Source organism: Winogradskyella psychrotolerans (assembly GCF_018860545.1).
GTDB lineage: Bacteria > Bacteroidota > Bacteroidia > Flavobacteriales > Flavobacteriaceae > Winogradskyella > Winogradskyella psychrotolerans_A.
The window spans coordinates 23,054-47,990 of record NZ_JAHKPN010000042.1 but is presented as its reverse complement, the minus strand read 5'-3'; the positions used below and the strand labels follow the sequence as shown (position 1 = coordinate 47,990).

The following is a 24,937-nucleotide window of genomic DNA, read 5'->3' as shown; positions in this document are numbered from 1 at the left end:
ATTACGCTTTTGCTTTTGCTTTAACTTTCATTTTTTCTCTTCTTCTCTCAGCCCATGAAATAGCATGCTTGTCTAATTTCACAGTTAAGTAACGCATAAAACGCTCATCACGTCTAAATTCTACCTCTAAAGGCTCAATTGCTTCACCAGCAACAGTGTACTCAAATAAATGGTAAAAACCACTTTTTTTGTTTTGGATTGGATATGCTAATTTTTTTAGTCCCCAATCTTCTTTTGATACCATCTTAGCTCCTTTAGAAACGAGGAAATCCTCATATTTCTTTACTGTCTCCTTTATCTGATCTTCAGATAAAACGGGATTTAAGATGAAAACAGTTTCATAATGATTCATAATAAATAATTTTTGTTTATTGTTAAAACGGCTGCAAAAATACATATTATTTCTATATTTGACAACGTTTTATCGAGTAAAAATCAAATAGATTTTATCGTTAAAAATTAATGTTAATTTTTACGGTTTGTCGGTATTATTTGTTTTTTAACCGAATTTATCGTACTATTGTCGATATCTTAACCTAAAATTAATAATGTTATGACTTTAAACTGTGTAGTTGTTGATGATTCTGCGATTCAACGCCTCTCTATAGTAAAGTTAATTGAGAATCATTCCTCACTTAACCTTATTGCGGAGTACAGCAGTGCGTTAGAAACGAAAAACGGTCTTAATACACATAAAGTAGATCTTATCTTCTTAGATATAGAGATGCCTGTATTAAACGGTTTTGAGTTGCTAGATGTGCTCAACAACAAACCCCAAATTATTTTTGTTACCGGCAAAACCGAGTATGCTTTTAAAGCATTTAATTACGATGCCACCGATTACCTTCAGAAACCGATTACTAAAGAACGTTTTAATACTGCTGTAGAAAAAGCGATAGAGCAGCATAAATTAAAACTAGATTTTAACGAAACTGATGGTGAGCATATATTCGTAAAAAGTAATCTTAAAAAACGTAAAGTTTACATTAAGGATATTAAATGGATTGAAGCCCTTGGAGACTATGTTAAAGTAGTAACAGAAGAAAACAGCTTAGTTGTATTATCTACAATGAAAGCGTTTGAAAGTGAATTGCCCGAAGGTAAATTCTTAAGAATTCACAAATCTTATATTGTGAATCTCGATAAAATTGACAGATTTAACAGTAAAAATGTTGAAGTTGGCGCTTATGAGATTCCTTTGAGTCGAAATAAAAAGACCCAATTAGTAGATGCTTTAAATAATATGTAACCCCAAATACATTTACATTAAAAGCATTACATTATAATTTTAAAAAATCCTGAGCATAAGCTTAGGATTTTTTGATTTCACACCCTAAAGTCTGCTCAAAGGGACAATACTAGTCAAGCTCCCTAAAATTAATTTAGTGTGATTCGTTTTATTTAAAAACCTGCTCGGTCTTAGTAATTATCTACATTAATCACCACACGAACCGGTCTAAAATCTTTTACGGCATTAAAACTATTATCAATTTTCTTTATCGCTTCTTTAGTTTTTACTAAAGATTGCTTGTGTGGAATTTTAACTAAGATATTTTTGTGATACAAATTCCGAATTCTTGATACAGGTGGAAATTCTGGACCCAAAACATTATGTTTAAATAATTGTTTTAAAGATTTAGCGTACCAATCTGCTGCCATATCCACACGATTATAATCTTTATGCTTAAATGTAATTTTGATCAATCTGTAAATTGGTGGGTATTTATAATTGTACCGCTCATTCATCTGCTCAGCGTACATTTCCTTATAAGCATTTGTAGATACTTGTTGTAAAATGTTATGATGTGGATTGTAAGTCTGTATTAATACTTTCCCCCTCAAATCGGTACGTCCTGCTCTACCTGATACCTGAGCCATTAACTGATAACTACGCTCATGCGCTCTAAAATCGGGAAAATTGAGCAAGTTATCTGCATTCATAATACCAACTAACTTTACATATCTAAAATCGAGACCTTTAGTTAGCATTTGTGTGCCGACTAAAATATCGACTTCACGCTGTTCAAAGCTATTTATAATTTTCTCAAAACCATATTTTCCTCGCGTGGTATCTAAATCCATACGCGCTACTTTCTTTTCAGGAAATAACACTTTTACTTCTTCTTCTATTTGCTCTGTTCCAAAACCTTTAGTATCTAACGTTGCATTTCCACAACCTTGACAACTTTTTTGCATCGCAGAATTGTACCCACAATAATGACAACGCAACTGATCTCTGTATTGATGATAGGTTAAACTTACATCGCAATTAGGACATTGTGGTGATGTTCCGCACGTCGTACATTCTATAATTGGCGAAAATCCTCTTCTATTTTGAAACAATATTATCTGAAACCCTTCCTCTAAAGTTTCTGTCATTTCTTCAATTAATCGGTCACTAAAATGACCTTTCATGCGTTTCCGTTTATACTTATCTGCTAAATCTACAAGTTCAATATCTGGCATTAGCACATTATTATAGCGCGTGTTTAATTCTACCAAACCGTATTTTCCTTGGCTCGCATTAAAGTAAGATTCTAAACTTGGTGTTGCTGATCCCAAAAGGGTTTTAGCTTTGAAGAGATTTGCTAGTACAATTGCAGCATCTCTTGCATGGTAGCGTGGAGCTGGATCGAATTGTTTGTAGGATGATTCATGTTCTTCATCTACAATGATTAATCCCAAATTATGAAATGGTAATAATAATGATGATCGTGCTCCAATAACCACTTGCGCTTTTTCAGAATTGGTGAGCATGTTTCTCCACACTTCTACTCGTTCATTTCCTGAATATCTGGAATGAAAAACAGCCACCTTATCTCCAAAATAATCTTGAAGTCGGTTAACCAATTGCGTGGTTAACGCAATCTCTGGTAGTAAATACAAGACTTGTTTCCCTTCGTCTAATTGTTTTTGAATGAGCTGCACATAAATCTCAGTTTTACCTGAAGACGTCACTCCGTGTAATAAGGCTACTGATTTTTCTTTGAATATATCTTCAACTTCATCGTAAGCTTGTTGTTGCGCTTCACTTAAGCGTTTCGCATCGGCATCTCCCTCACCATCAAATTGAATACGGTCGACTTGAATGTGATACTCTTCTAATATTTGTTTATCAATTAATGTTTTAATGATACTTGTTGAAGAACTACTTCGTTCTGATAGATCTGAAACCTTAATAGGCTGTTTAAGTGATGCTTCCATTGTAAAAAGCGTTAGAACGACTTCACGCTGCTTAGGTGCTCTACTTAATTCATTTAATAACTCTTGTAATTTTTCTTGCGACTTATGATTGTGATGCAACTTTACATAACGCACCAATTTTGGTGTATATTTTTCGTAAAGTTCTTCTTGTAAATTGATAACTCCTTTCTTTACCAAATCATTGATAATAGGTAGTACGCGTTTTTTATCTAAAATTGATACAACGTCATTTATTTTTAATGATGACTGGTGCTGTAATGCTTCATAGATTAAGAATTCCTCGTCATTTAATTCAGATTCTTGAATAGCAACGTTTTCATTTTTAGAGATGACTGTTTCACTTTCCAATAAAAATGCATTTGGCATAGCGGCACGCATCACTTCACCTAGACTACACATATAATAGTCCGCAATCCATCCCCAATGTTTCAATTGACTTTCCGTAATCACAGGAGCGTCATCTAAAATCTGATGAATGGTTTTAGCATCGTAGGCTGTTGGAGGATTTTGATGAATGCTATAGACTAAAGCCGTATACACTTTACTTTTACCAAAAGGTACAGCAACACGCATTCCTGGTGATAAGAATTGAGATTCAGCTTCAGTAATATGATATGTAAACGCTTTTTGGAGCGGAATTGGTAATATGACGTCTATAAAATGTAACATTATTTTACACGTTTCCAATATTGCGTCCTATAGAAAAAGGCCAGATAACCTCTTACCTGAAGGGTGTCAGGATCGTCTTCAAGCTTAAGACGGCATCTATACGTGGTCCCATTTTCAGGATTGAGTATGGTGCCTCCGTCATAAACCTTTCCGTTTTTTGTTAACCCTTCTATAAAGACTAAACCAACAATGGGTTGATCTTTGTGAGCACCACTACAATCATTACAAGTTCTAGATTCTACTTCTGGATTAGTGACAGCAATGATTTTACCATATATTTTACCATCCTCTTCATAAATTTCAACTATAGATTTCGCATCACCTGTATTATCATCTATAGTTTTCCACTTCCCTAAAATACTCTGAGCTGGCAAATTAAAAAACACCGTGAACAAAATAAAAAATGCTAAAGTGTTTTTAATCATTGTTTGTTTTTTTAGAGATTTATTTCTCAAATGTAATGGGTTTAATTTAAAAAACCACCTCGATTAGAGATGGTTTTTGAAAACTTAAGACATTTTCTAGTGTTATATGATTAAAAATATTGCTTTTTAAACACCGAACTAAAATAAGTTAACCTCCTATTTTCAACAACTTACGAAGCGACGCCGTATCTTTTTTCTTCTCAGTTTTAAGTGTACTATTTTTAGCTGTATTCGTACTCGCCTTTTTTTCAATAACTGTTGTGCTTTGATCCGTTTTTGTTGTTTCTCGTTGTGTTGTTGTGCTAGTATTGCTTACGGATTCTACTTGTTTCACTAATGGATTACTGGTAAGAGTACCTCCTGCTTTTCTATTGGCTAGCGCTCGCAATATCGCCACTTCTGAATCCAAATCTCCCATGTATATTTTGTCATACACTGCGACTGCTGCACTATACTTTTCTTGCTCTTCATACACCCAAGCTAACAATAACCGCTCATATCTGGTGTGCTTTACGCTTTCTTTATAAGGATTAACCTCTAAACTTTTATTCAAATCTGCTTCAGCTTCCTTAATATGTCCTAAATTAAACTGCAACTGCGCCCTCATATAATAAGATATCGCCTTTGGTTGTAAAGCCACCATTTGATTGTACCTTTCCAATTCACTTGCTTTGGCCTTTTCTCGTGCAATTAGTTTTTTACTTGTTCTACGATCATCGATATGCTGAAAATACACATCGCAAGTATAAACTAATTCATGCGACATGGCTACCATTAAATCCTTGCGAGCTACTTGACCTTTATAATATTTTTTTTGAACATCGGGTTCATCAATTTGCGCATCAATTAGGTCGGCATACTTAGGAAGTATTTTCCGTAAACATCCATTTAACGTATTTACTGTAAGTGACCGCTTTAGGCTTTGGTCCTCTAAACACGCACAGACATCTGTTCTATAACCGCTTTTATACGATTGCGCACTAATGGTACAAAAGCCAAACATAGCAACAACATATAGTATGCTTCGTTTCATAAGAACTGCTTTGTATATAAGTTTAATTATCTTCTTCATCTTCCTCATTAGTTCCAATGAAATATGTCTTTATAGCGGTCATGCAAAACTTCAGCGCATTCTTTGTTCTATTTAAATTAAACGTCGCTTTTGCTTGCCTCATAAAGGGGGCGTCACTAATATCTTCTGCAATATCTGGCACCTCTTGCCAAAGACTATCTGCATCCCGTTCTGCGCGTTCCATTAATTCATCTTCAATTTCTACCGGAACCTCTACTTCGGCCTTAATTAAACTATCGTAAACAAACACTTTATGATACAATTCAAAAGAATGATTCACAAAATTATCCACGCTTGTAATTTTCGATTTTCGTTTCGGTTTCTTTATTCGCTTTTCTTGAGCCCAACTTTGTGCAGGAAGCAAAAAGAGAATTAACATGGCTACTCGGGCAATTGGTATTAATGTGTTGACTGTTTTCATAATTTTTCAGTTATATTAAAATGAAATAGGCAAAATTTAATTATAATCGATAGTTCCATTCATAGTTAAGATAGTTCCTGTATCCACATTAATCACTGTAGTATCATCAAATATGATTTGCTTCGCTACTTTATCGACACTAAAACCAGTTCCACAATCGGTATTATCTGCAGAACTTGTTGCTGGTGTAGAGCATACATAACTAAATTCTTCTCCATCTTTAAGAATCGTCATTGAAATCGCTTTTTGTACATCCGTACTATCGCCTGTACTAAACTCTGCAGCCACTATAATAAAAGCGTTTAAAAAATCACCTACATCCGGTTCGCCATTTACAAACATGGTATTTTCATCTGAAAGAACCACAGAGCTCGATGTTCCAGTGGTATCAAGAGCATCAGCATCAATATTACCCACAATTAGAGAGCTACCAAGGGAAGAGGTATCTGATCCCGATAATTGTATAGTGCCATACACCGAATTACTACCTGAACTATCATCGCTATTAGAGCAACCCACCATTAATAATGCAATTACAACTATTTTAAATGTGTTGAATTTAATTTTCATATCGTTTTATTTTTTTGATTTACATAGGTTGAATACCAATTAAAGAACTTAATAATATTTGCATATCACCATAACCAACCTATAAACGTTGGCTTTGAATGTATTAACGTCATACTTGTAGCTAGTTTATGACAATAAATTACTATTTTTAAGCCAGCTATTAACCAATTATCTCAATGAAAAGATCCCTTATCACCGTCTTTTTACTTATTTCTACATGTTGTTTTTCGCAGAACAAAATGCTCGATTCACTTGAAAACATCATTCAGAACTACAAGGAACAAGACACTAATTACGTTAACTTAAGAATTAAGTATGTTGCGCGAAAAATGTTTTTAACGCCGGCTGATACCACATGGGCGACTTATGTCAATAAAACTTTAGACCTTTCTAAACAACTACAATACCCTAAAGGCATTGGCATTTCTTACAACAACCTGGGGATTATACATCATTACTTTTTATCTGACCCTTTAGAAGGCCTTAATTATTACCAAAAGAGTTATGACGTTTTTGAAAAAGACCATAAATTCAAAAAATATGAACTTGGAGTACTAACCAATATCGGACTCATCAATTATGAGCAACAAGATTATGAGAAGGCCCTGAAAAGTTTTAAAATCTTATTAGATAACCCTGAAAACAAAAGCAAGTTCAGTACAGAATTTTACATCGCGAATGTCTATGGAGACCAGAAACAGTTAGATTCTTCTATTTACTATTACAAAAAAGCACTTGAAGGTGCAGTACAAAATAATCAGACTATATTCATTGCGAATATTAAGACTAATTTAAGCATAGTACAAGCAAACGCTGGTTTTTTAGACGACGCATTAGCCAGTACTATTGAAAGTTTAGATCTAATAGAAGAACACAATATTGAAGGCCTACGTGTTACCGCTTACACCAATGCCGCCGAAGTCTATTTACAAAATAATGATATTGAAAAAGCCGAATATTATGCGACTAACAGCTTAAAATTAAATGAAGCCTTAAATAGTTTATCAACAGAAAACAGTGCTTTAGAAACGTTGGCTAATGTATATGCCCAAAGAGGAGATTATAAAAACGCCTTACTTTCCTACCAAAAACATATTGTACTAAGAGATAGTTTGATTAATGCCGACCGCAAACTCGAAATATCTCGAAAAGAAATTCAATATGAAGCAGATAAACATAGAGCGATTTCAGAAGTAGAAATTGAACGACAAAAATCCATAAAAAATGCGTCAATTATCGGTGGTTCTGGCCTCATATTAGCCTCATTAATAGGATTTGTATTATATAGAAGAAAACAAGACGCTGTGTCAAAATCTAAGGAAGCTGAGTTTAATGCTAAGGTTTCTGACACGGAACTAAAAGCATTACGCTCGCAGATGAATCCGCATTTTATCTTTAATTCTTTAAATTCAATAGGTGATTATATTTTAAAAAATGACACACAATCGGCAAGTGATTACCTAAGTAAATTTGCGAAACTAATGCGACTGACTTTAGAAAATTCTGAGAAAAAGGAAATTCTTTTGAGTGACGATATTTCGCTACTGAGAACCTATATGGATATTGAACGTAAGCGCTTCAACACTAAATTTGACTACACCATTGATGTGGACTCCGGATTAGATGCTGAAAACATATTAGTGCCGCCAATGATTCTTCAACCGTTTATTGAAAATAGCATTATTCATGGCTTATCACAAAAAGACGAACTTGGTCTTGTTAAGATTTCATTTAAAGCTGAAAACAATATGCTGATTTGTAGTGTTGATGACAATGGGGTTGGCAGAGAAAACGCGACGTCTTCAGAACACAAAAAATCTATGGGAATGGCCATAACCAAAAGTAGAATTGAAATTATTAATAAATTGAAGAACACTAATGGTACTGTTGAAATTATAGACAAAACCGAAGGCACCAGAATAGATGTTTCACTACCTATGCAATTGGCGTATTAGAATCTAAACAAATTAAATTTTAAGAATAAGATTCCCGCTTTCTCGGGAAATAACTATGATAAAAACTATAATTATAGATGATGAACAACATTGCTCTGACCGTATTTTAAGTCTAATAGAGCAACACCCTAACACCTTTAATGTACTGGCCATCATCGACACTGTAGAGGATGCTGTAAAAATGGTTCCGAAATTACAACCTGATTTAGTGTATTTGGATATTAAGATTCATGATAAAACCGGATTTGAGTTTTTACAGGAATTAGGTAACATAAACTTCAAAATAATATTCACCACAGCCTTTGATAATTTCGCTATTAAAGCCTTCAAGTTTAGTGCTTTTGACTACTTACTTAAACCCATAGATTCTGATGATTTTAATGATGCTCTCATTCGTTTGAAAGCCGATTTGAATCAGCGAAATACGGAACAGCAACTTCAAAATTTATTTAAAAACTTAAAACCAGATCAGAAGAAAGTGATTACTATTCCATCGTTAACAGGTTTTGAAACCTTAAAGATTGATGCTATTATCCATTTAGAAGCGGATACCAATTACACGCATATTTTCACCCAAGACGGCAAAACATTGGTATCTAAACCTATTAAGTTTTATGAAGATTTACTAGCAGATAATGCATTCTTCAAAACTCATAAATCCCATTTAATTAATCTAGATCATGTTAAGAAATATTTCAAAGGAAAACAGAGTTATGTACTGATGTCTAATGATGCGCAAGTTCCAATTTCAGTGAGACGCAAGGATGAATTCTTAAAACACTTTATTTAACCAATTCCTCAACCTCTTTCTGCTTAATTTCCTTTCTAGCTCTTGGATGTTTTCTCAAAAACTGAAGTGATGCATTCAGCTCGTAACCCAATAATAGAATATTAGAATTTAACCACAAGTACAGCAGTAAAATCAATAAAGCTCCAATTGAACCGTACAGTTCATTGTATTTTGAAAAGTTTTCAATATAAATCCCAAATAAAAAGGACGTTAACATAATTAACAGGGTGGTAAGTAGAGCACCAACGGAAAAGAACTTAGAAGCCCTACCCTCTTTAGTTCCAAAATAATACAAGGTAGCGGTTGCCAAATAAGTCATAATAACAAAGAATAAGTATTTTGCAAAAATTATCCAGCCGAGACCTTTACCTTCTTCTGTAATGGCATGTCCACTTATCCCTTCATACAAAGGTTGAATAACATATATCTGAAAATACCCAAATACAGCAACTGTTAATAATAACAGGAATGCAAGAATTAAAGCAACACCAATAGCATACATATATTGCTTAAAAACATTACGATAAAGCTGCTTGTGATACGAGGTTTCAAAACCAGAAAACACAGCATTAACACCATTCGCCATTAAAAACACCGAGAGTAAAAATATGGAAGAAATTAAACCTCCACTCGTATTACTACTCATATCTTGAAAAATACTATCTATAAAAAACTCCGATGTTTGGGGCGGTAAAATTGAATTTAAAAAATCTAAAAAATCTGCTCTAAAACCATCTATTGGTATATACGGAATTACAATAATTACAAATAATAAAAATGGAAAAATAGCTGTAAAAAAGCTAAACGCAATAGCACTTGCTCTCGTGGTTAAAGCACCATTTACGATTCCCATGATGTATAGCTCCAACAGATCGTAAATAGATAAACCTTCAAATCCTGGTAATTTAATCCGTTTAAAAAAACGCACAAGTATATTTAAAACTGGAATCTTATTTAATTTATCTTCTATGGGTTTCGTCATTATTCAGCTTTTAGCAGTTGGCTATTAGCCTTTAGCTCATTTTATTATTTCCGATTAATTACTATATCTAAGAACTAAACAGCTTTCAAGCTTAAATCTTTATTATAAACCGAATGCGTTAACGCGCCTGAAGAAATATAATCAACACCACATTCTGCGTATTTTCTTAGTGTGTTTTCATTTATACCTCCAGAAGATTCTGTTAAACATTGATCTCCTATTAGCTTTACGGCTTTACGCGTATCTTCATAATTAAAGTTATCGATAAGGATGCGGTAAACACCACCACAGTCCAAAATTTCTTTAATTTCTTCAAGATTTCTAGCTTCAACGATAATTTTTAAATCTCTATTGGTATCTTTTAAATACTGCTTAGTTAGATTTATAGCTTTAGCCACACCTCCTGCAAAATCGATGTGATTATCTTTTAGCATAATCATGTCATACAAGGCAAATCTGTGATTTTCTCCACCTCCAATTTTTACAGCCCATTTTTCAAGGGCTCTAATACCTGGTGTGGTTTTACGCGTATCTAATATTTTAGTTCCTGTACCATCTAGTAAATCGACAAATTCTCTCGTTTTAGTCGCAATGGCACTCATACGCTGCATGGCGTTTAATACTAAGCGTTCTGCTTTCAGAATCGATTGTGAAGCCCCTTCAACATAAAACACAATATCTCCATGCTTTACTTTTTGTCCATCTTCAATTAAAGTTTCCACTTTCATATTCGCATCAACATAAGCAAACACTTGTTTTGCAAATTCTACGCCTGCAATAACACCAGTATCTTTTACCAATAATTTTGCTTTTCCTTGAGCTGTCGCCGGAATACATGCTAAAGAGCTATGGTCACCATCTCCAACATCCTCTCTTATAGCGTTAGCTATTATTAATTCTATTTCTTTATCGAATTGTGCTTTTGAAATCATCTGAATACATATTTGATGTAAAAATAGGAATTGAAAGATTAAAAATATCAAAAAGTAAATGTCAAATTATAAGGAGCCAAACTTTTTGAATACTTTTAAATCCTTAAATTTGAATTTAAATTAAGCAAATTCTGTCACCTCGAGCGCAGTCGAGAGGTCATTTAACTAGGTCTCGACTGCGCTCGACCAGACATTACAATGCAAATAAAACTCATAGCCATAGGCAAAACCGACAATAAAAACTTAATTGCGTTAATTGAAGATTACTCAAAACGCCTTGGTTTTTATATAAAGTTTGATTTTGAAATTATTCCGGATTTAAAAAAGGTAAAGAATTTATCTGAAGCTCAGCAAAAAGATAAAGAAGGTGAATTGATTTTAGCAAAAACACAAACTTCTGATGTCCTGATCTTACTTGATGAAAATGGAAAACAACTCGATTCCGTAGCCTTTTCTGGCTATTTACAAAAACACATGAATTCGGGTATTAAAACTTTAATTTTTGTAATTGGTGGTCCGTATGGGTTTTCGGATACGGTTTACGCGAGAGCAAATGGCAAGTTAGGCTTGTCAAAAATGACATTTTCGCATCAAATGGTGCGCTTGTTTTTCATTGAACAATTGTACAGAGGGTTTACAATTCTTAGAAATGAACCTTATCATCATCGCTAAAAACTATAAACCCTCTGGTACTAAACGTCGGAACGTTACTTTCAATTAATGTGTTTTATAAACTTCTTTTCGTTTTTTAAGTTGTCTTGTTAAATCGCTAATCGTCTCATTCATTGCCATTTCGTAATTCTTCTTATTTGAAGTCGCAAAAAGCCGTGGTCCAGGTAGGCTTAATTCTATATTGCAAATCTTACCCGTTTCATGGTCTTTTTCATCATGCTTAAAATATACTTGAGCCGAGATTAGAAACTCGAATTTATTAGCTAATTTTTCTAATTTTTCTGTTGTTAATTCTGAAAGTGTTTCACTTACATCAATGTTTACATATTGAAAATTTACCGTCATAATCTATCTTGTTTTAATGAATTATTCTTTTCACTAAGATACAAGATTTAGTATCTTCTTTGACTGATATAAATCATAAATTGGAGCTAAAATTTCAAAATTCTATTAAATTCTTTTACGGACATATTATTAAATTTTCAAACCGAGTTGGCTAAATAAAAAGGCATACTTATGTGTGATTTTTTGAGTAAAATCATAATCATTTAAAGCTCCACCATGGCCTGTTCCTTCTACTACATAAATTTCATACAAAGACTCTTCACTTCCTTTTTCTTGTAAATTGGCTAAAAACTTATAAGAATGAAATGGAGGTACTCTATCATCATTCTTGCCAACTATAAGTAAAACATTAGGATACTTTACACCTTTCTTTATATTATGTAGCGGAGAATACGACTTAAGATTTGCATAATCTAAAGCATCAGTCACCGTACCAAACTCATTGACATTGGTGTTTGCAGAACCCACTGTAAATTGCTCAAATCGCAACATATCATAAGGTCCAGATTCTGCTATTGCTACTTTAAACAATTCTGGTCTTTGTGTAAGGGCAGCTCCAACCACTAAGCCACCATGAGACGTTCCATTGATTGCTAATTTTTCACTATTCGTATAGTTTTCAGAAATTAAAAACTCAGCAGCTCCTATAAAATCATCTATTGTATTTTGTTTTTTTAACCGTCTTCCATCAAGACTCCAATCGGTTCCATTAGCACCTCCTCCTCTAACATTTGGTACCGCTAAAATACCGCCATGCAGCAGCCAAAGCGTCGAAGATTCGTCAAAGAAAGGTCTCACCGTAGTCCCATAACCACCATAACCATAAATTAATGTCGGGTTATTACCATCAAGTTTAGTGTCCTTAGCACAAGTAATATACATTGGCACTTCTGTACCATCTTTAGAAGTGTATTTTACATACCGAGTTTCTAAACTTTCGGCATCATAAGGAACAGTTAAAACTTGAGCTGGTTTAAAGGTCAAATCTGAGAGTGATAATTGATACCAAAGCTCTGGATGAAAAAATGAAGACACACTAAAATTAGTATGTGTGGCGTTATCTTCTTTTTCATAAAGTCCATGTATTTTTTTACCTTCAGGAAAATCAATAGTTCTTAACAACTGTCCTTCCAAGTCAAAAATCATAGCTAAATTTTTTCCTTCATTAGCATACATACATGCCATTTTTCCCTTTCCTAATTTGTTAACTTCTATTAATCGAGAGTCATACTCAGGGATAAATTCCGACACTTTATTCAGTTGCGTAATATCTGCTTTTAATACACGTCCATTTTCAGCTTGCCAATTGGTTTTTAAATACACTGTATCTTCTTGTAACTCTTCTATTTCAACATAAATATTATCCGCATTTGGGTATAATAAAAAATTAGATAAATAAAATGAATCTGGTTTTATGAAAGCTACCGATAATGCTTTAACCGTTTGGCCTCTGACGGTATAATAATGCTTAAAAAACACCTTATCTCCTAATTTAAAATAATAGAATGAATTGGTCCCTGTCACATCTGGATTTTGATATAACATAGTATCTTCAGACTGCTTATTCCCTAAGATATGATAAAACAATTTTTGACCTTTCGGTTTATCTAATAGTTCTCTACCTTCTAAAGGCCTTTCAAAAGTATTGTAAATTACATCGCGTTTATCCCAAATTAAACCATACCCTCTTAAGTTTTCTAATTTATCAGAAAGCCGTTCACCAGTTAACAAATCGAAAAAATAAACTTCTCTCCAATCACTCCCGTTATGAGAAAATTCAATACCTACTAAATTATATTCCTCGTTAATATACCGATTGGTAATACTGACATTATCATCTTTGTCTAATCTGAAATCTTTAAGATTTACTAATTTTTTATAATTCTTATCACCACGCCGTCTAAACATTAAGTCTGAAGCACGCTTTGAAGATGTGCGTACATATTTAAATTGATATTTAGACTTTAAACTATCCGCTTCCTTTTGGTACGTTTTTTTATTCTTAGCCTTTGTTTTATTGTACATTGTGGACAATTGTGATCTTAATGTCCACATACTAACATATTTTTTATGCTGTTTATTTGTAAGTTTTTGCTGAGACGCTAACCATTCCTCCAATCTGGGATCATTTGGATTTTCCATCCATTGATAAGGGTCCTCAACGTTATCATTGAAATAAACATCTACAAATGTATCTTTAGGAGTTTCGGGATAATTAAAGCTTTTCTGTGCATAATTACAAAAAACAGCACACGACATTAGGGCAAAAGAAAAAAACAGTTTCATTTATATTATTTTGTTGGTATGCTAATATAAAATAACTGTTTTAAGAATGACAATATAAATTGAACTATATCTTTATTTACGATTTCCAAATTTATAACCCACGGCCAATTTGGCTTTAGTAAGATTTAATAGGTAATTATTTCCATAATCTAAATCTGTACTATACAAACCATTATTATAAGATAGACTTACATAATAACGTTTCAAATTATAGCTTAAACCGATTAGAAAATCTAATTTATAAAGCATTAAATTAGAAGGTTTATAAGCACCATCTTGTAACGTTACTTTTTTATCTGCCAAACCTACACCTGGCATAATATTAACCGTGGCAGTAATATTCTCTGGTAGTTTAAAGAAAGATATGACTCCTGCCATAACCCCAAAAGACAAGCCTTGATACCTTTTGATATCCGCTTGCTCATTAAACGGATTTGTAATTTCTGATAATATGCTAGGTTTTGCAGAGAAATAATCAAAACTACCAAAAACACCAAAACCAGCAGTAACAAAAATGTTTTCATGATTTTTATTCGCCAAACCTGCTTTTAAAAGCGAATAGGAAAATTCTATATCATCTAACATGTACATATAATTCAGTCCAACGCTTACAGACTTAATGTCATCTCTAAATACGGTAGGCTCATCAAAATTATTCTTAGCATTAAACCCTTTATAAACCTGAGTATAAATTTTTACATAATTTTTATCCTTTAAGATAGTTGTGGCTTGTAAATCAAACCTAGATGTTTTCTCTTTATTTGGGTTTTTAATATTAACGGCAATATCTAGTATAATTTTTTTGTTAGCAAAACCAAGCCCTAAACCATATCTGTTATTAGGTACAAATTTAGATTTAGATTCATCATCCGAAATGCTAAACTTATTCACCTTAAAATTAGAAAATATACGAAGTGAATAATTTTCAATATCTCTATCCACTAGCAATGAATCCAAATCATCCAAATCCTGGCCGCTTAGAGTTAAGCAACTAAAACAAAAGACTAAAAATAAAAAGGATTTCACCATTGTTGTTATGTTAAATTAATTTGTTTTGACAAATGAAACTAAATTAGATTACTATTTTTACAAAAGCTAAATTACATTAAATAAAATCATAATATGCAACTTGTTTTCGCAACTAATAACTTAAACAAACTAAAAGAAGTTCAATCTATGTTACCAAAACATATTGAACTTTTGTCATTAAAAGATATAGGCTGCAATGAAGACATTCCAGAAGCCCAACCAACCATTGTAGGTAATGCGATACAAAAAGCAGAATACTTAAAAAACCATTATGGTTACGATTGTTTTGCAGATGACACAGGTTTAGAGGTTTCCGCTTTAAACGGGGATCCAGGCGTGTATTCTGCACGCTATGCAGGACCACAGCGAAATGCCGAAGACAACACTAATAAATTACTCACAGCACTTAAAAATAAACCAAACCGAAAGGCACAATTTAAAACGGTCATTGCATTACACCTCAATGGAAAACTTCATTCCTTCACCGGAATTTGTAAAGGTAGCATTACAACCGAAAAACATGGAGAAGGTGGTTTTGGTTACGACCCTGTGTTTAAAGCTGAGGGTTATGACAAAACATTTGCCGAAATTTCATTAGAAGAAAAAAACAAAATTGGGCATCGTGGAAAAGCAGTAGCTCAATTGATTGATTTTTTAAAGAATTAAAACAAATTAAACCTTTAATTTTCATTTTGTGGTTTTAAAATACTGAGACACGCTACCCTTCACACATCGTTTTAATAATCGCAATCTTCTAAAAGCGTGCATATTACTAAAGAAAAAACAACATCAATTGATTATTCAATAAATTGTTATACATTTGCACCTTGCAAAAAAATCCACATTAGGATTTTGTAAATTCCTCAGAGTGAGGATGTGTTACCTAGAAGTTTAAGTGTTTAGTATGTCGATTCGCTTCTCTTGTAACACCAACAGAACATAATCGAATACATATACTCAAGAATGAGCACATTTCAAGAACTCGGTCTTAATGAAGACCTTTTACGCGCTATTACGGATTTAGGTTTTGAAAAACCAAGTGAAGTACAAGCAAAAGCAATCCCACTTTTATTAGAAGAAGATGACAAAGACTTAGTCGCTTTGGCACAAACTGGTACAGGGAAAACAGCAGCTTTCGGATTTCCGATGTTGCAAAAAATAGATATTGATAGCAGAACCACACAAGGTCTTATCTTATCTCCTACTCGCGAACTTTGTTTGCAAATCACCAACGAACTTAAACTTTATGGTAAATATTGTAAAGGTTTAAATGTTGTAGCTATTTATGGGGGATCTAGTATTTCTGATCAAGCAAGAGAAGTTAAACGTGGTGCACAAATTATTGTAGCTACTCCGGGACGTATGAAAGATATGATTAACCGTAGAATGGTTGACATTTCAAAAATTCAATACAGCGTTTTAGATGAAGCCGATGAAATGCTAAATATGGGCTTTAAAGAAGATATTACAGATATCCTTTCTCATACTCCAGAAGACAAAAACACATGGTTATTCTCTGCAACAATGCCAAAAGAAGTGGCAACAATTGCAAAGAAATTCATGGATAATCCTACAGAAATTACCGTAGGAAATAAAAACGAAAGTACTAATAACGTCTCTCACGAATATTATTTAGTAAACGCTAGAGATCGTTACCAAGCTTTAAAACGTTTAGCAGATGCTAATCCAGATATATTTTCTGTGATTTTCTGTAGAACAAAAAGAGACACTCAAAAAGTAGCCGAAAACTTAATTGAAGATGGCTATTCAGCAGGAGCTTTACACGGAGATTTAAGTCAGAATCAACGTGATATGGTGATGAAATCTTTTAGAAATAAACAAATCCAAATGTTAGTTGCTACAGATGTTGCAGCTCGTGGTATTGATGTTGATGATATTACACACGTTATAAATTACCAATTACCTGACGAAGCTGAAATTTACACACACCGGTCTGGTAGAACAGGACGTGCTGGAAAAACTGGTATCTCAATGGTAATTGTATCTAAGAGTGAAGTTAGAAAGATAAAAAGTATTGAACGTATCATTAAAAAACAGTTTGAACAGAAAGAAATTCCTTCTGGTACTGATATTGTTGAAGTCCAATTAATGTCTCTAGCTAATAAAATTCATAAGACTGAAACCAATCACGAAATTGATAAACATATTGAGACTATCAATGAGTTATTTGCTGATACAAATAAAGAAGATTTAATTAAAAAATTCTTCTCTGTAGAATTCAATCGTTTCTTTAATTATTATCAAAAATCGAGAGATTTAGGAACGGTACACTTAAGAGATTCGGATAGAGATGGTGGAAGAGATTACGGGAAACAATCTAACGATTCACGCTATTTTATAAACGTTGGAAGTAAAGATGGTTTTGATTGGATGAAGTTGAAAGATTTCTTAAAAGAACAATTAGAATTAGGACGTGATGATGTCTTTAAGGTTGATGTAAAAGATAGTTTTTCATTCTTTAATACCGAAAAAGGATTACAAGAAAAAGTATTAGCATTCTTCACAGACTTTAAACATGAAGGACGTTTTGTAAATGTTGAAGTAAGCGAAGATAAAGGTCGAAGTCGTGGTGGTAGAAGTGGCGGAAGAGGTCGTGGAAACGATAGACGTTCTGGTGGCGGAAGTCGAAGACGCGATGATAAACCAAGAGGAGATAGACGCTCTAGCGGCAGACGCTCAGAAGGTGGAGGTTCTGGAAACAGAAGTGACAGAAGACGATCTGACGACAACAGAAGCGAAAGACGTTCTAATGACAGAGGAGATAGAAGACCAGAATCTAGTGGATTTGGTTCAGAAAGACCAAGACGTTCTAGACGTCGTGACTAAACTGCAACTAGCAAAGTAAATTTCAAAATATAAAGTACTAAAATCCAAAACTTGAAGCCTTATTTCAAGTTTTGGATTTTTTTTGAATACACACGAAGCCATTACTAATGCCTAATAAAAGTTAATATTAAGTCAAATATAAAAGAGCAATATGGTAAATCGGTTTTCTTTATTACCTTTACAACGTAACTTATGTACATGCGATATCTACTTATACTTATTATTTGTCTAACTTCAGTTAACAGCTATAGCCAAGACAGTACAGCGACTCAAACACCAACAAAAGTTAAAGGAACTCTAGTTAGCTCGTCTACTGATTTACCTTTAGCCGAAGCAAATATTGTAAATATTAATCAAGTTGTAGGAACCGCTACAGACGATAAAGGTGTCTTTGAAATACGAGCTAAAGTCAATGATACCTTACATTTATCGTACTTAGGTTATAAATCTATTAAAGTTAGAGTAACTAATGATTGGTTAAAATTTGGTAATACTGAAATTGCTATGACCGAATTGGCCTTAGCCTTAGAAGAGGTGACTGTAAAACAATTAGAATTAACAGGTTATTTAAAGGTAGACATGAATCAAGTTCCTATCACCTCAAATAACCGTTACCGTATATCTGGTTTACCTGGTCAGGGTTATGAAGCTGGAAAACCAAACCTTGCATCCCGAGTATTAGGTGCTATTTTTAATCCTGCAGATTTCTTATACAACATGTTTGGTAGAAAGCCTAACGAAATGCATAAGCTTAAGAAAATGAAGGAAGATGACGAGATTAGAAGTCAGTTATCCAAGCGTTTTGATAGAGAAATGCTATTAGTACTTCTACAAGTTACCAAATACGATTTAGACGAATTAGTGAACCAATGCAATTACTCTAAAGATTTTATAAATACCGCCAATGATCTTCAAATTTTAGACGCCATCAGTGTTTGTTACGAAGAATATAAAGTGATCAAAAGCAGTAAAGAGAGAAAGAATCGCAAAAAAGGATAAATCCGAATTACTAAGCGTCCGAATGTAGCGCTATTTTGTTGCCTTCGGTATCTATAAACATTCCCATAAAACCATTATTTTCAGAAATTTTGGTTTTTTCTAAACCTATTTTTCCACCAGCGGCTTCTACTCTATCTAGTTCTACCTGAACATTTTTTGATACAAAATAAATTAAAACTCCTTCTTTACTTGGCACATAAGAACTTTGTTTTATTAGTGCGCCAGAAGATTGATTAGATCCTTTATGCTCAGGAAACCATCCCATTTTTAAACCATCAAATTCTACATCTTTAATGTCAACTTTAAAAACAGTTTCATAAAATGTTTTTGCGCGATCCATATCGCTTACCGGAATCTCAAACCAACCTACCATAAATTATTTTTTTAGTTAGCTAAATTTACAAAATTTATGCTTTCGATTTATAACGCTCCACTATAGCATCGTAATCTTTGATAGTTTTTTTAATCCAATCAAATCGTTTATCAATAACTTCTTCTTCAGTTAATTGCCATTTAATAGCTGACTTTCGCAATCGTGCTGTGACATGCTGAAGAATAATGGCTGCAGACACTGAAATATTTAAGCTTTCAGTAAACCCAAACATCGGAATTTTCAAGAAACAATCAGCTTCATCTAAAACTTGCTGGGATAACCCTTGAGATTCTCTTCCAAAAAAGAAACACGACTTTTTAGTGATATCAAAATCAATTAACTCACAATCGTCAATATGCGGTGTGGTTGCAACAATTTGATAGCCTTGAGATTTAATATCACTTATGCAATCTCCTATGCTGTGGTATCGATTTAAATCCACCCACTTTTGTGCTCCCATGGCAATTTCCCTATCAATACTTTTAGAGTTGACTTCTTCTACAATACTTAATTCTTGGATTCCGAATACGTCACAAGATCGCATCACAGCACTAGTGTTATGCAACTGATACACATCTTCTGTAGCTACAGTAAAATGCTTCGTTCGGTTGGGTAAAATTTCTTTAAAACGGTCTATACGACCAGGTGTTACAAATGTTTCTAAATATTCTAAAAGGTCTAAGTCTTGCATAGGTCAAAAATACTAAAAATAGATCTTAAATTATGCTCAAAATTATAGTGACAGCACACCTATTAATCTAAATTTGGTTATTTTTAATTTATGAAAAAACACATCGTCATATTAACAGGAGCAGGCATAAGTGCCGAGAGTGGCATAAAAACATTTAGAGATGCAGATGGCCTTTGGGAAGGCCACGATGTTATGGAAGTTGCCACTCCTGAGGGTTTTCAGAGAAATCCGGAATTGGTCTTAGATTTCTACAATCAACGACGACGACAGCTCAATGAAGTAGAACCCAACCAAGCGCATAAAGATTTAGTGACTTTAGAAAGGGATTATCAGGTTTCAATAATCACTCAAAATGTAGATGATTTACACGAACGTGCAGGAAGTAGCAACGTGATTCATTTACATGGCGAATTACGAAAAATACGCAGTTCTAAAAATGAGAATGATATTAAAGTGTGGAACGAAGATCTTCATTTAGGTGACAACTGTGAACAAGGTCATCAACTTAGACCGCATATTGTATGGTTTGGTGAAGCCGTTCCCATGATTGAAACCGCCATGGACGTTTGTAAACAAGCCGATATTTTAGTCATAATTGGAACAAGCATGCAAGTGTATCCTGCAGCTGGTCTAATGGATTATGCACCTGCTGACACTCCGATTTTTTATATTGACCCCAAACCAGCTATTCAAAGTAGAGGAAAGATAACCGTTATACCAAAATCTGCAACGGAAGGCACCATAGACCTTTTACATATTCTAAATACAAATGCGTAGTAACTCGAAATCGTTCAACACATAAACAACATTTAAAAACTAATCAAAACTATAGAAACCCATAACGTTCCTAAACTCACATCATCTCTTCGACTACAAGAGTATGGCGTTGGCATATTTGATACTTATCCAACAAAATCTGCTTTAAAAAAAGCGTTGAAAAAGAACTACATTGCTGTGAATGGTGTGGTTGCAACTTCAGCTACATTTATAAACGGAGGAGAATCAATTACGTTAACTATTCCAGAACATGTAAGTCCTAAGAAACGTTTAAATTTTAAACTCAATGTCCTTTTTGAAGATGATTATTTAGCTGTAATTCATAAGCCAGCGGGTATTTTAGTAAGCGGCAATCATTTTAAAACCATTGCGAATGCACTCGTTCAGAATCTCAAACGGAGTACGTTATCAGATGCTACAAAACCTCAACCTGTTCATCGCTTGGATTTTGCCACAACTGGTATTTTGCTAGTCGGAAAAACAAATGACAGCATAAGAACCTTAAATAAACTATTTGAAAATAAAGACATCGAAAAGACCTATTATGCGGTAACTATTGGTAGCATGAATAATGAAGGTCTAATAACTTCAAATGTTGACGACAAACCATCCAAATCAAAATATATGGTTATAAAAACGGTCTTATCAGAACGTTTTGGCAAACTCAATTTGGTACAATTGCATCCATTAACAGGACGTAAACATCAGTTACGGATTCACTTATCAGCATTTGGAAATCCAATTTTAGGAGATAAAGATTATGGTAAAGACCCGTTCATTTTAAATGGAAAAGGCATGTATTTACACGCCTATTCTTTAAAATTTAAACATCCTTATACTCATGCAGCCGTTTTCATAAAAAGTGAATTACCTGAGCAGTTTAATAAGATATTTGGTCAGATAAATTAATCGTCGTTACTCAATTTAAAAAAGTCGTTTACCGGTTTATTAAACACATCAGAAAGCTTTAAAGCTAAAACCGTCGAAGGTACATAGCGATTAGCCTCAATAGAATTAATGGTCTGACGAGAAACACCTATCCGTTTCGCTAGATCATCTTGCGTTATATTTAAGATAGCTCGTTCTACCTTTATAGTGTTTTCCATTATCTGTAACGTTTTAAGTTATGATAAAACATCAGTTGAACCATTAACATAAATAATAACACCTGAAAATCACCTAAATTTTTAAAGGATTCCCCACCTGAAGTCATAACATTTGAAACACCAAATTCGACATAAGGCATAACCAGCGCATATATAACACCAACGACTAAAGCTATGGCATAAGATTGCGTTCTCAAAATAATGGTCATTTCATCTTCAAGTTTATCTTTAGACAAGGACATAATTAACATGCCGACTAAAAGAAATTTCTGCAATAGTACTTTCAACCATACAGTATCACCTTCCATTGCGAAAGCTCTAACAAACATCATCACAATAGTCAGCAACACAATAGCAATTCCAATACGCATAAAGCGATAAGACAATCTAAAATTGATGAGCTTATAAAACCGGTTACGTTCACTGGCTATAATTTTTTCCATTTCCATAATTAACACATTTGATATGAGTAAAGTCATTTTTACTTAATGACAAATATACTTTACATTTGTATAGTAAACAAATAAATCTGTTCAAGCTTAACATTCAAAAACATACTACTTAGTATTTTTTTTATATATTCGAAACATGGAACAAAAACAAAAATCCGAACTTACCAAACAGATAATACTTGACGAGTCATTTAAATTGTTCTATGAAAACGGTTTTAAAACCACCAGTATAGATAAGATTATGAAAGCCACAAACCTTACTAAAGGAGCTTTCTACTATCATTATAAAAGCAAGAAAGAACTCGGTTTAGATGTTATAGGTTCTAAGATTCAAAAGCGTGTTTATGACGGAATGATTACTCCATTATATCAAGATGGAAATGCCTTAGAGATTTTAGAAATCACTTTTTCTGGGAGGCTAAAATCATTTTCTCTGTTTGATAAACAGCATGGTTGCCCTATGAACAATTTCATTAATGAAATCGCAGACGAAGAAGAAGCCTATCAAATGGCTTTAAAACGCATTATTGAAGAATGGAAAGCCGCTTTGACTCATATCATAGAACGAGGAAAGAAGGAAAAAGTGATTAACACACTATATTCTACCGATGCTATTTCTATTTATTTAATCAGTGCTTTTGAAGGCATCAGAGGCATTAGAAAACTCTATAATGATGATGATATATTAGATGATTACATTTTGGGACTCAACTCATACCTAAAACAATTAAAAGCTTAAACACAAACATACCAAAAGGTATGTTTTAATCGTAAATACATAAAATATGTCCACCAACAATCGAAGAAATTTTATCAAAAAATCAGCAATGCTAGGCTTGGCAGGCGTCACTATACCACAATTTGGGTTTTCAGCAAATTCTGAAGACCAAAAGGAAAGCGATGAAAATTCAAGCCGCCCTAAAGTCTTATTTTTTGATGTCAATGAAACCTTACTAGATCTCACCGCAATGAAAGAAAGTGTTGGCAAGGTGTTAGGTAATAGAAGTGATTTATTACCATTGTGGTTTACAACGATGTTACAATATTCATTAGTTGAAACCGTAGGAAGACAATATCATGACTTCGGTATTGTTGGGTCTGCAGCCCTACAAATGGTCGCTGCAAATCATGGCATTTCAATATCAGAAGAAGCTGGAAGAGAAGCCATTCTAGGACCAATCCGTTCATTACCTGCGCATCCAGAAGTAAAACAAGCCTTAGGTGACTTGAAAGAAGCAGGTTATAAATTAGTGTCCTTTACAAATTCATCTAATAAAGGTGTGGAAACACAATTTAAAAACGCCGGCCTGTTAGATTATTTTGAAGAACGTTTAAGTATTGAAGATATGGGGAAATTTAAACCACATACTGATGCTTACGATTGGGCAGCACGAAAAATGGGAATTCAACCAAAAGAATGCCTATTAGTTGCGGCTCATGGTTGGGATATTGCTGGTGCTGTGTGGGCAGGTTGGAGAGGCGCATTTGTTAGTAGACCTGGCGCACAACTATATCCTTTAGCTCCAACTCCAGAAATAAACGAACCTAATCTCAAATTAATTGCAGAACGCTTAATCGCTCTAAAATAAAAGAATAGATATGTTAGAAAATAAAGTCATCATCGTAACAGGGGCATCAAGAGGTATTGGAAAAGAAATTGCAATTCAGTTAGCACAACATGGTGCTAAAGTTGTGGTAAATTATTCAAACAGTAAAGACGAAGCAAAAGACACCGTCGATACCATTGTTAAACAGGATGGAGTTGCTATAGCTATACAAGCAGATGTAAGCAATAAGGCAGATGTTACTCAATTATTTGATAAAACGATTGCGACATACGGCAAAGTCGATGTTTTAGTGAACAATGCTGGTGTTATGATTTCAAAGCAATTAAAAGATAACACCGAGGACGATTTTTACAAACAATTTGATATTAACGTAAAAGGTGTTTTTAACACCTTACAAGAAGCGTTTCACAAACTTGCAGACCACGGAAATATTATAAATATTTCATCTAGTACTGTTAAATTAATGTTCCCTACCTATGGTTTATATTCTGCTTCAAAAGCCGCTGTAGAGCAAATGACACGTGTGTTTTCTAAAGAAATTGGCAGAGGTATTTCTGTAAATGCACTCGCACCTGGAGCTACAGAAACTGAATTATTTATGAAAGGAAAATCTCAAGAATTCATTGATAAACTCAGTAGTATGAACGCTTTTAATAGACTAGCAAAACCTATTGATATTGCTAGGGTTGTTTTATTTTTGGCTAGTGATAATTCTAAATGGATCTCAGGCCAAGTTATTGGAGCCAATGGCGCTTTAGTTTAAAACATACCT

General features: G+C 33.7%; 27 protein-coding genes. 12 read left to right on the top strand and 15 right to left on the bottom strand.

Features of this window, described 5'->3' with window-relative positions:
- Position 1: 1 nt before the first annotated feature.
- A complete protein-coding gene (gene rpsF, locus KO515_RS14280; RefSeq protein WP_178984070.1) occupies positions 2-352 on the bottom strand; it encodes a 30S ribosomal protein S6 in 351 nt (116 codons plus the stop codon).
- A gap of 201 nt (positions 353-553) precedes the next feature.
- Between rpsF and KO515_RS14275 the strand changes: the two genes are divergently transcribed.
- A complete protein-coding gene (locus KO515_RS14275) occupies positions 554-1,249 on the top strand; it encodes a LytR/AlgR family response regulator transcription factor (protein WP_092443855.1) in 696 nt (231 codons plus the stop codon).
- Between the two features lie 170 nt (positions 1,250-1,419).
- Here the strand turns inward: KO515_RS14275 and priA are convergent, their stop codons facing one another.
- The 5 genes from priA to KO515_RS14250 all read right to left on the bottom strand — a co-directional run bounded on the left by priA (position 1,420) and on the right by KO515_RS14250 (position 6,361).
- Positions 1,420-3,873: a replication restart helicase PriA gene (gene priA / locus KO515_RS14270; RefSeq protein ID WP_215937016.1), complete on the bottom strand. Its 2,454-nt coding sequence runs from the start codon at positions 3,871-3,873 to the stop codon at positions 1,420-1,422.
- Positions 3,873-4,298, bottom strand: coding sequence for a DUF2147 domain-containing protein (locus tag KO515_RS14265; RefSeq protein ID WP_215937015.1), 426 nt, complete (start codon positions 4,296-4,298; stop codon positions 3,873-3,875). The genes priA and KO515_RS14265 overlap by 1 nt, the downstream gene beginning before the upstream one ends.
- 148 nt (positions 4,299-4,446) lie before the next feature.
- Positions 4,447-5,331: a tetratricopeptide repeat protein gene (locus KO515_RS14260; protein WP_215937014.1), complete on the bottom strand. Its 885-nt coding sequence runs from the start codon at positions 5,329-5,331 to the stop codon at positions 4,447-4,449.
- 22 nt (positions 5,332-5,353) lie between these two features.
- The gene (locus tag KO515_RS14255) at positions 5,354-5,791 is read right to left on the bottom strand and encodes a hypothetical protein (RefSeq protein WP_215937013.1); all 438 of its coding nucleotides are present in this window, start codon (positions 5,789-5,791) and stop codon (positions 5,354-5,356) included.
- Between the two features lie 36 nt (positions 5,792-5,827).
- Complete coding sequence (locus KO515_RS14250; RefSeq protein WP_215937012.1) at positions 5,828-6,361, bottom strand: hypothetical protein; 534 nt, start codon at positions 6,359-6,361, stop codon at positions 5,828-5,830.
- Between the two features lie 176 nt (positions 6,362-6,537).
- Here KO515_RS14250 and KO515_RS14245 point away from each other — a divergent pair, with 176 nt between their 5' ends.
- Positions 6,538-8,316, top strand: a complete 1,779-nt coding sequence (locus KO515_RS14245) for a tetratricopeptide repeat-containing sensor histidine kinase (protein ID WP_215937011.1) — start codon at positions 6,538-6,540, stop codon at positions 8,314-8,316.
- A gap of 55 nt (positions 8,317-8,371) precedes the next feature.
- Positions 8,372-9,106 (top strand): LytR/AlgR family response regulator transcription factor, encoded by a 735-nt coding sequence (locus KO515_RS14240; RefSeq protein ID WP_215937010.1) that lies wholly within the window; start codon positions 8,372-8,374, stop codon positions 9,104-9,106.
- Here KO515_RS14240 and KO515_RS14235 read toward each other — a convergent pair.
- On the bottom strand, positions 9,099-10,088 hold the full coding sequence (locus KO515_RS14235; RefSeq protein WP_215937009.1) for a YihY/virulence factor BrkB family protein: 990 nt from the start codon (positions 10,086-10,088) through the stop codon (positions 9,099-9,101). The two genes, KO515_RS14240 and KO515_RS14235, sit on opposite strands and share 8 nt — an antisense overlap.
- Positions 10,089-10,162: 74 nt before the next feature.
- The gene (gene nadC / locus KO515_RS14230; RefSeq protein ID WP_215937008.1) at positions 10,163-11,020 is read right to left on the bottom strand and encodes a carboxylating nicotinate-nucleotide diphosphorylase; all 858 of its coding nucleotides are present in this window, start codon (positions 11,018-11,020) and stop codon (positions 10,163-10,165) included.
- A 198-nt stretch (positions 11,021-11,218) separates the two neighbouring features.
- Between nadC and rlmH the strand changes: the two genes are divergently transcribed.
- Positions 11,219-11,692, top strand: a complete 474-nt coding sequence (gene rlmH / locus KO515_RS14225; protein ID WP_215937007.1) for a 23S rRNA (pseudouridine(1915)-N(3))-methyltransferase RlmH — start codon at positions 11,219-11,221, stop codon at positions 11,690-11,692.
- 45 nt (positions 11,693-11,737) lie between these two features.
- On the opposite strand, the gene hpf is transcribed toward rlmH, so the two are convergent.
- The 3 genes from hpf to KO515_RS14210 form a co-directional block, all read right to left on the bottom strand.
- On the bottom strand, positions 11,738-12,037 hold the full coding sequence (gene hpf / locus KO515_RS14220) for a ribosome hibernation-promoting factor, HPF/YfiA family (protein WP_215937006.1): 300 nt from the start codon (positions 12,035-12,037) through the stop codon (positions 11,738-11,740).
- A gap of 129 nt (positions 12,038-12,166) precedes the next feature.
- Positions 12,167-14,323, bottom strand: a complete 2,157-nt coding sequence (locus tag KO515_RS14215) for a prolyl oligopeptidase family serine peptidase (protein ID WP_215937005.1) — start codon at positions 14,321-14,323, stop codon at positions 12,167-12,169.
- 72 nt (positions 14,324-14,395) lie between these two features.
- Positions 14,396-15,280 carry a DUF4421 family protein gene (locus KO515_RS14210; protein WP_252723883.1) on the bottom strand — a complete coding sequence of 295 codons (885 nt, stop codon included), beginning with the start codon at positions 15,278-15,280 and terminating at the stop codon, positions 14,396-14,398.
- Positions 15,281-15,445: 165 nt separating this feature from the next.
- On the opposite strand from KO515_RS14210, the gene KO515_RS14205 reads away from it, so the two are divergent.
- The 3 genes from KO515_RS14205 (at position 15,446) to KO515_RS14195 (ending at position 19,198) form a co-directional block, all read left to right on the top strand.
- On the top strand, positions 15,446-16,018 hold the full coding sequence (locus tag KO515_RS14205; RefSeq protein WP_215937003.1) for a non-canonical purine NTP diphosphatase: 573 nt from the start codon (positions 15,446-15,448) through the stop codon (positions 16,016-16,018).
- Positions 16,019-16,315: 297 nt separating this feature from the next.
- A complete protein-coding gene (locus KO515_RS14200) occupies positions 16,316-18,199 on the top strand; it encodes a DEAD/DEAH box helicase (protein ID WP_215937002.1) in 1,884 nt (627 codons plus the stop codon).
- Between the two features lie 192 nt (positions 18,200-18,391).
- Positions 18,392-19,198, top strand: coding sequence for a carboxypeptidase-like regulatory domain-containing protein (locus KO515_RS14195; RefSeq protein WP_215937001.1), 807 nt, complete (start codon positions 18,392-18,394; stop codon positions 19,196-19,198).
- A 10-nt stretch (positions 19,199-19,208) separates the two neighbouring features.
- On the opposite strand, the gene KO515_RS14190 is transcribed toward KO515_RS14195, so the two are convergent.
- A complete protein-coding gene (locus KO515_RS14190; RefSeq protein ID WP_215937000.1) occupies positions 19,209-19,571 on the bottom strand; it encodes a VOC family protein in 363 nt (120 codons plus the stop codon).
- 34 nt (positions 19,572-19,605) lie between these two features.
- Positions 19,606-20,262 carry a TrmH family RNA methyltransferase gene (locus KO515_RS14185; protein ID WP_215936999.1) on the bottom strand — a complete coding sequence of 219 codons (657 nt, stop codon included), beginning with the start codon at positions 20,260-20,262 and terminating at the stop codon, positions 19,606-19,608.
- A 90-nt stretch (positions 20,263-20,352) separates the two neighbouring features.
- Here KO515_RS14185 and KO515_RS14180 point away from each other — a divergent pair, with 90 nt between their 5' ends.
- Entirely contained in the window at positions 20,353-21,039 is a 687-nt protein-coding gene (locus KO515_RS14180) for an SIR2 family NAD-dependent protein deacylase (RefSeq protein ID WP_215936998.1), read from the top strand.
- 42 nt (positions 21,040-21,081) lie between these two features.
- Positions 21,082-21,948, top strand: a complete 867-nt coding sequence (locus KO515_RS14175; RefSeq protein WP_215937066.1) for an RluA family pseudouridine synthase — start codon at positions 21,082-21,084, stop codon at positions 21,946-21,948.
- On the opposite strand, the gene KO515_RS14170 is transcribed toward KO515_RS14175, so the two are convergent.
- A complete protein-coding gene (locus KO515_RS14170) occupies positions 21,945-22,145 on the bottom strand; it encodes a helix-turn-helix transcriptional regulator (RefSeq protein ID WP_215936997.1) in 201 nt (66 codons plus the stop codon). The genes KO515_RS14175 and KO515_RS14170 overlap by 4 nt on opposite strands.
- Positions 22,145-22,624, bottom strand: a complete 480-nt coding sequence (locus tag KO515_RS14165) for a hypothetical protein (protein WP_215936996.1) — start codon at positions 22,622-22,624, stop codon at positions 22,145-22,147. Before KO515_RS14165 ends, KO515_RS14170 begins: the two co-directional genes overlap by 1 nt.
- A gap of 109 nt (positions 22,625-22,733) precedes the next feature.
- Between KO515_RS14165 and KO515_RS14160 the strand changes: the two genes are divergently transcribed.
- Genes KO515_RS14160 through KO515_RS14150 form a run of 3 tightly spaced genes read left to right on the top strand, consistent with a single transcriptional unit; the run spans position 22,734 to position 24,928 of the window.
- Entirely contained in the window at positions 22,734-23,336 is a 603-nt protein-coding gene (locus KO515_RS14160; protein ID WP_215936995.1) for a TetR/AcrR family transcriptional regulator, read from the top strand.
- 46 nt (positions 23,337-23,382) lie between these two features.
- Positions 23,383-24,186: a haloacid dehalogenase type II gene (locus KO515_RS14155; protein ID WP_215936994.1), complete on the top strand. Its 804-nt coding sequence runs from the start codon at positions 23,383-23,385 to the stop codon at positions 24,184-24,186.
- A gap of 10 nt (positions 24,187-24,196) precedes the next feature.
- Positions 24,197-24,928 (top strand): glucose 1-dehydrogenase, encoded by a 732-nt coding sequence (locus KO515_RS14150; protein ID WP_215936993.1) that lies wholly within the window; start codon positions 24,197-24,199, stop codon positions 24,926-24,928.
- The last annotated feature ends 9 nt before the right edge of the window (positions 24,929-24,937 follow it).

Bases quoted from the DNA above. Each gene is read 5' to 3' on its own strand.
- rpsF (WP_178984070.1), bottom strand. From the start codon at position 352: ATGAATCATTATGAAACTGTTTTCATCTTAAATCCCGTTTTATCTGAA.
- KO515_RS14275 (WP_092443855.1), top strand. From the start codon at position 554: ATGACTTTAAACTGTGTAGTTGTTGATGATTCTGCGATTCAACGCCTC.
- priA (WP_215937016.1), bottom strand. From the start codon at position 3,873: ATGTTACATTTTATAGACGTCATATTACCAATTCCGCTCCAAAAAGCG.
- KO515_RS14265 (WP_215937015.1), bottom strand. From the start codon at position 4,298: ATGATTAAAAACACTTTAGCATTTTTTATTTTGTTCACGGTGTTTTTT.
- KO515_RS14260 (WP_215937014.1), bottom strand. From the start codon at position 5,331: ATGAAACGAAGCATACTATATGTTGTTGCTATGTTTGGCTTTTGTACC.
- KO515_RS14255 (WP_215937013.1), bottom strand. From the start codon at position 5,791: ATGAAAACAGTCAACACATTAATACCAATTGCCCGAGTAGCCATGTTA.
- KO515_RS14250 (WP_215937012.1), bottom strand. From the start codon at position 6,361: ATGAAAATTAAATTCAACACATTTAAAATAGTTGTAATTGCATTATTA.
- KO515_RS14245 (WP_215937011.1), top strand. From the start codon at position 6,538: ATGAAAAGATCCCTTATCACCGTCTTTTTACTTATTTCTACATGTTGT.
- KO515_RS14240 (WP_215937010.1), top strand. From the start codon at position 8,372: ATGATAAAAACTATAATTATAGATGATGAACAACATTGCTCTGACCGT.
- KO515_RS14235 (WP_215937009.1), bottom strand. From the start codon at position 10,088: ATGACGAAACCCATAGAAGATAAATTAAATAAGATTCCAGTTTTAAAT.
- nadC (WP_215937008.1), bottom strand. From the start codon at position 11,020: ATGATTTCAAAAGCACAATTCGATAAAGAAATAGAATTAATAATAGCT.
- rlmH (WP_215937007.1), top strand. From the start codon at position 11,219: ATGCAAATAAAACTCATAGCCATAGGCAAAACCGACAATAAAAACTTA.
- hpf (WP_215937006.1), bottom strand. From the start codon at position 12,037: ATGACGGTAAATTTTCAATATGTAAACATTGATGTAAGTGAAACACTT.
- KO515_RS14215 (WP_215937005.1), bottom strand. From the start codon at position 14,323: ATGAAACTGTTTTTTTCTTTTGCCCTAATGTCGTGTGCTGTTTTTTGT.
- KO515_RS14205 (WP_215937003.1), top strand. From the start codon at position 15,446: ATGCAACTTGTTTTCGCAACTAATAACTTAAACAAACTAAAAGAAGTT.
- KO515_RS14200 (WP_215937002.1), top strand. From the start codon at position 16,316: ATGAGCACATTTCAAGAACTCGGTCTTAATGAAGACCTTTTACGCGCT.
- KO515_RS14195 (WP_215937001.1), top strand. From the start codon at position 18,392: ATGTACATGCGATATCTACTTATACTTATTATTTGTCTAACTTCAGTT.
- KO515_RS14190 (WP_215937000.1), bottom strand. From the start codon at position 19,571: ATGGTAGGTTGGTTTGAGATTCCGGTAAGCGATATGGATCGCGCAAAA.
- KO515_RS14185 (WP_215936999.1), bottom strand. From the start codon at position 20,262: ATGCAAGACTTAGACCTTTTAGAATATTTAGAAACATTTGTAACACCT.
- KO515_RS14180 (WP_215936998.1), top strand. From the start codon at position 20,353: ATGAAAAAACACATCGTCATATTAACAGGAGCAGGCATAAGTGCCGAG.
- KO515_RS14170 (WP_215936997.1), bottom strand. From the start codon at position 22,145: ATGGAAAACACTATAAAGGTAGAACGAGCTATCTTAAATATAACGCAA.
- KO515_RS14165 (WP_215936996.1), bottom strand. From the start codon at position 22,624: ATGACTTTACTCATATCAAATGTGTTAATTATGGAAATGGAAAAAATT.
- KO515_RS14160 (WP_215936995.1), top strand. From the start codon at position 22,734: ATGGAACAAAAACAAAAATCCGAACTTACCAAACAGATAATACTTGAC.
- KO515_RS14155 (WP_215936994.1), top strand. From the start codon at position 23,383: ATGTCCACCAACAATCGAAGAAATTTTATCAAAAAATCAGCAATGCTA.
- KO515_RS14150 (WP_215936993.1), top strand. From the start codon at position 24,197: ATGTTAGAAAATAAAGTCATCATCGTAACAGGGGCATCAAGAGGTATT.